This is a genomic window from Gordonia sp. (in: high G+C Gram-positive bacteria) (assembly GCF_020438995.1).
Taxonomy (GTDB): domain Bacteria; phylum Actinomycetota; class Actinomycetes; order Mycobacteriales; family Mycobacteriaceae; genus Gordonia.
Map to the genome: position 1 here is coordinate 1 of NZ_JAGQTN010000127.1, position 4,218 is coordinate 4,218.

General features: G+C 64.5%; 6 protein-coding genes. 3 read left to right on the forward strand and 3 right to left on the reverse strand.

Annotation, left to right across the window (positions count from 1 at the left end; genetic code table 11):
* The 3 genes from KDB67_RS09820 to KDB67_RS09830 form a co-directional block, all read right to left on the reverse strand.
* On the reverse strand, positions 1 to 419 hold a 419-nt coding region (locus KDB67_RS09820; protein WP_291015368.1), incomplete at its 3' end, for a GDSL-type esterase/lipase family protein.
* Between the two features lie 5 nt (positions 420 to 424).
* On the reverse strand, positions 425 to 1,588 hold the full coding sequence (locus KDB67_RS09825; RefSeq protein WP_291015360.1) for an acyl-CoA dehydrogenase: 1,164 nt from the start codon (positions 1,586 to 1,588) through the stop codon (positions 425 to 427).
* A gap of 139 nt (positions 1,589 to 1,727) precedes the next feature.
* On the reverse strand, positions 1,728 to 2,417 hold the full coding sequence (locus KDB67_RS09830) for a helix-turn-helix domain-containing protein (protein WP_291015362.1): 690 nt from the start codon (positions 2,415 to 2,417) through the stop codon (positions 1,728 to 1,730).
* Between the two features lie 78 nt (positions 2,418 to 2,495).
* On the opposite strand from KDB67_RS09830, the gene KDB67_RS09835 reads away from it, so the two are divergent.
* From KDB67_RS09835 to KDB67_RS09845, 3 genes are all read left to right on the forward strand, one after another.
* On the forward strand, positions 2,496 to 2,873 hold the full coding sequence (locus tag KDB67_RS09835) for a hypothetical protein (protein ID WP_291015364.1): 378 nt from the start codon (positions 2,496 to 2,498) through the stop codon (positions 2,871 to 2,873).
* Positions 2,866 to 3,156, forward strand: a complete 291-nt coding sequence (locus KDB67_RS09840; protein WP_291015365.1) for a hypothetical protein — start codon at positions 2,866 to 2,868, stop codon at positions 3,154 to 3,156. The genes KDB67_RS09835 and KDB67_RS09840 overlap by 8 nt, the downstream gene beginning before the upstream one ends.
* Before the next feature lie 187 nt (positions 3,157 to 3,343).
* A partial coding sequence (locus KDB67_RS09845) for a DEAD/DEAH box helicase family protein (protein ID WP_291015367.1) occupies positions 3,344 to 4,218 on the forward strand: 875 nt, incomplete at its 3' end.

A 4,218-nucleotide genomic window follows, 5' to 3' on the forward strand; every position in this document is an offset into this window, starting at 1 on the left:
GGGACGAGCCGGCCGACATCGCCGCACACGCTGATCGATCGCCCGAACGTCCCGTTGTCGTTGCCGCCGAGCATCATCGTGACCAGTTCGGTCCGGTCCGATAGTGCGTCCAGTTGCGGTGGCACACCGTCGTACTGGGCGGTCGTCATGTTGTCGGTGGTGGCCCCGGCGCAACTGACGTCGGTCAGTGCCCGGCCGGTCCGCTCCGCCACGATTCGGGCGAAGTTGTGTTGCGACCGAAAACACAGAAACGGCGAACCCTCTTGCAGCGGAAGCACACCGGTACCCGAGGCATAGCTGTCGCCCAGATTGACATACACCTGCCCGGCCGCCTGATCCGGCGGCCGGGGAGGTTCGGGATCGCTGCCGCACGCCGCGATGAGCAGCACCGCGGACAGCACGACGATCAGCCGGCGCAGAAAGGTCACTTCAGCAGCGCACGGCTCATGACTACTCGCTGGATCTGGTTGGTGCCCTCGTAGATCTGGGTGATCTTGGCGTCGCGCATCATGCGTTCGAGGGGGAAGTCGCGGGTGTAGCCGGCGCCACCGAGGAGCTGAACCGCGTCGACGGTGACCTCCATCGCGACGTCGGAGGCGAAGCACTTGGACGCCGACGAGATGAAGCTGAGGTTCTTCTCGCCGCGTTCGGCGCGGGCGGCCGACGTGTACACCATCAGGCGGGCGGCTTCGATCTTCATCGCCATGTCGGCGATCATGAATTCGATGCCCTGGAAGCTGCTGATGGACTTGCCGAACTGCTTGCGGTCCTTGACGTATTCGATGGCCTTGTCGAGTGCGCCCTGCGCGATGCCGACGGCCTGCGCGCCGATGGTGGGGCGGGTGTGGTCGAGGGTCTGCAGTGCGGTCTTGAAGCCGGTGCCCTCGTCGCCGATGATGCGGTCGGCGGGGATGGTGCAGTTCTCGAAGTAGAGTTCGGCGGTCGGCGAGCCCTTGATGCCGAGCTTCTTCTCCAGCGGTCCGACGGTGAAGCCGGGATCGTCCTTGTGGACCATGAACGCGGAGATGCCGTTGGCGCCCTTCTCGGGGTCGGTGACAGCCATGACGGTGTACCAGGTGGATTCGCCGCCGTTGGTGATCCAGCACTTGCTGCCGTTGATCACCCAGTCGTTGCCGTCGAGGCGGGCGCGGGTCTTCATCGACGCGGCATCGGAGCCTGCTTCACGTTCGGAAAGCGCGTAGGAGGCCATCGCCTCACCCGCGGCGATGGCCGGTAGGACCTGCCGCTTGAGGTCGTCGGAGCCGTTGAGGATCAGGCCCATCGTGCCGAGCTTGTTGACGGCCGGGATCAGCGACGACGACGCGCACACGCGGGAGACTTCTTCGATGACGATGCAGGTGGCGACCGAGTCGGCGCCCTGACCGTCGTATTCCTCGGGGACGTGGACGGCGTTGAAGCCGTTGGCGACGAGGGAGGTGAGCGCCTCACGCGGGAAGCGTGCGTTCTCGTCGACGTCGGCGGCGTGGGGTTCGATGTCCTTCTCGGCGAGCGCGCGGATGGCCTCGCGGAGGGCGACGTGCTCCTCGGGTAGCTGGAACAGGTCGAAGTCGGGATTTCCGGTACCCATGATCACTCCTCGTCGGGGCTGCGATTCGTCGAGACCCGATGACACTGGGTGCCATCACGTCAACTTTTCTAGTTGAACACGGCACCGAGTGCCATGTCAACGCGAAAGGGCCTGCTCACATTGTGCGCGCCGAACCGGTTCAGCGCTGCCTCAACCGGTCGGCGACCTGCCGAGCCACTTCATCGGGCGACATTCCCGCCGGATAGGTCACGACGGTGACCTCCCGGTCTCCTTGATCGCCGGCCACCCCCGACCCATCGGTGGCACGCGGTGCCAGCGCGTCACGCAGCAGCGCCAGTTCGGTATGGAGCCTGGCGGCCGTCGCCGACTCATCGCCCCGCAGCATCGTGCGCAGCACATAGTTGTGCAAGCCGGTCACCGCCGCCGCGAACGCGACGAGCCGCTCGGGATGCTCTCCCGGAAGCCGCGCCCGCAGGTGATCCTCGAACGCCCGCTGATACCGGTAGGTGGCGATCAACTCGCGATCACGCAGCGCCGGCACCTCGGCGACCACCCGGTAGCGCGCGACCGCCAGATCCGGCGCCGACCGGAAATGTGCGAACACCGATTCCGCTGCCGCACAAATAGATTCATAGGGATCACCGACGCCGTCGGCGAGCTGCGCGGCCACCGAGTCCAGCAGCGCCTCGTGGTCGGCGAAGATCACATCCTCTTTCGACCGGAACTGCCGGAACAGCGTCCGCCGCGACACCCCCGCCGCCTCCGCGATCTGATCGACGGTCGTCGACTCGTACCCCTGCGCCGCGAACAACCGGATCGACTCGGCCACCACACGCATCCGCAGGTCCACAGGTTCGGTCGAAGACATGCGCACCAGTATCCACCGTCCCCCAACAACCCCCACGAGCGAACACCTCACCGGAGTAATTGCCTTACAATTACTCCGGTGAGGATCGAATTGAATCCCTACTCGTTACAGCACTCCATCACTCCAGAGGAGATCCGCATGGTCGTGGAGGCGCCGTCGGTGCGGTACCGCGTCGATAGTCCGACGCGCCTTGACGCCGATCTCGTTCGCTCGATCGGACGGGCGGAGAACGAGCCGTGGATCGAAGTAGTGGCCGAAGAGTTCGAAGGAGGCACAGTGCAACACGTCTTCCACGCCATGCTCATGCGTCCGGCCGTGGCATCCGAGGCATATCTCGCGTCGGGTGGCGCGTTCAATGAGCACCAGAACATACCGCAACGAGCATTTGTCGGACCGCAATTCACCCACGAGACCGCACCGTCCGAACCCGCACGAAAGGAGAACGAACATGAGTGACCGTCCACACCGCAGCATGGACGACTACGCACTGCTGGCAGAGGAAGCCGAGCACGGAGAGCTCCGGCCCGCACCTGGCACCGCGGAAGTATCGAGCGACTACGCCATGCGCCGGGGCCGTCCACGGGACGGCGTTCCCCGTGAAGCATCGGTGAGTTACACGGTCCGCGTTCCGTCCGGCATGGGAGAGGCCCTCGCCCGCTACGCGACCGAACATCACCTGACCACCAGCGAAGTCGTCCGAGCTGCACTCGGTGTCTACCTCGCGGAACAGCCTCGGTAGGTTCAACCAACCTGCCCGCCTCTGGTACCGTCCCCGCCACCGACATCAACAGCCCTCGTGCGGCGGCCTGCCAGACCGGCTCGGCGGCGAGACGTGTCCCCCAGGTTCGCGAGTTCGTTCCGGTGACTGTATACGCGCCGTATCTACCGTCGCACTGTCAGCTCCTACCGCTAGTGTCATCGTCATCATGACTTCAGATGACAACGCGGCACGCCTTGCCGCTGAGGCGCGTGCACGCGTCCTCATCGACCGCCAACTCGGCGACGCGGGTTGGTCGGTGCAGGGCAAGAAGTCGATGAACCTGTTCGCTGCCCAGGGTGTCGCGGTTCGGGAGGTGACGCTCAAACCGGGTCACGGCCGCGCCGACTACCTGCTGTACGTCGATCAGGCTGTGGTGGGAGTCATCGAAGCAAAGCCCGAGGGTACACCGCTGTCGGGTGTCGAATGGCAGTCAAGCACCTATGCCGATGGGTTACCGGCCGATGTGCGGCTTGCCGCGCTCACCACCGACGGCAGGTTGCCGTTCGTGTTCGAAGCATCGGGTACCGAAACACATTTCACCAACGGCTACGACCCTGAACCACGAGCGCGCAGACTGTTCAACTTCCCGAAACCGGCTACGCTGGCGGCGATTCTCGAAGTTCGTGGTGAGGACCATCCGACATGGCGCGGCAAGGTACGTCACCTGCCACCACTGGACGAGAAACCCCTACGCCCTGCACAGATCAGAGCTGTGAAGGGCGTCGAGGCCAGTCTGCGCGAGCAACAGTTCGACCGGAGCCTGATCCAGATGGCCACCGGTGCGGGCAAGACTTACACGGCGGTGATGCTGTCGTATCGGCTCCTCAAACACGGCGGATTCGGCAGGATTCTGTTTCTCGTCGACCGTAACAACCTGGCGAAGCAGACGATGGCCGAGTTCGAGCTGTACCAGACACCGGACGATGGGCGTAAGTTCACCGAGTTGTACAACGTCAACCGAATCCGACGCGGACCGATGCCCGACGCCACATCGGTCGCGATCTCCACCATTCAGAGGGTGTTCAAGGCGCTGCGCAACGA

Excerpts from the sequence above, each read along its gene's own strand:
- KDB67_RS09825 (WP_291015360.1), bottom strand. The coding sequence starts at position 1,588 with ATGGGTACCGGAAATCCCGACTTCGACCTGTTCCAGCTACCCGAGGAG.
- KDB67_RS09830 (WP_291015362.1), bottom strand. The coding sequence starts at position 2,417 with ATGTCTTCGACCGAACCTGTGGACCTGCGGATGCGTGTGGTGGCCGAG.
- KDB67_RS09840 (WP_291015365.1), top strand. The coding sequence starts at position 2,866 with ATGAGTGACCGTCCACACCGCAGCATGGACGACTACGCACTGCTGGCA.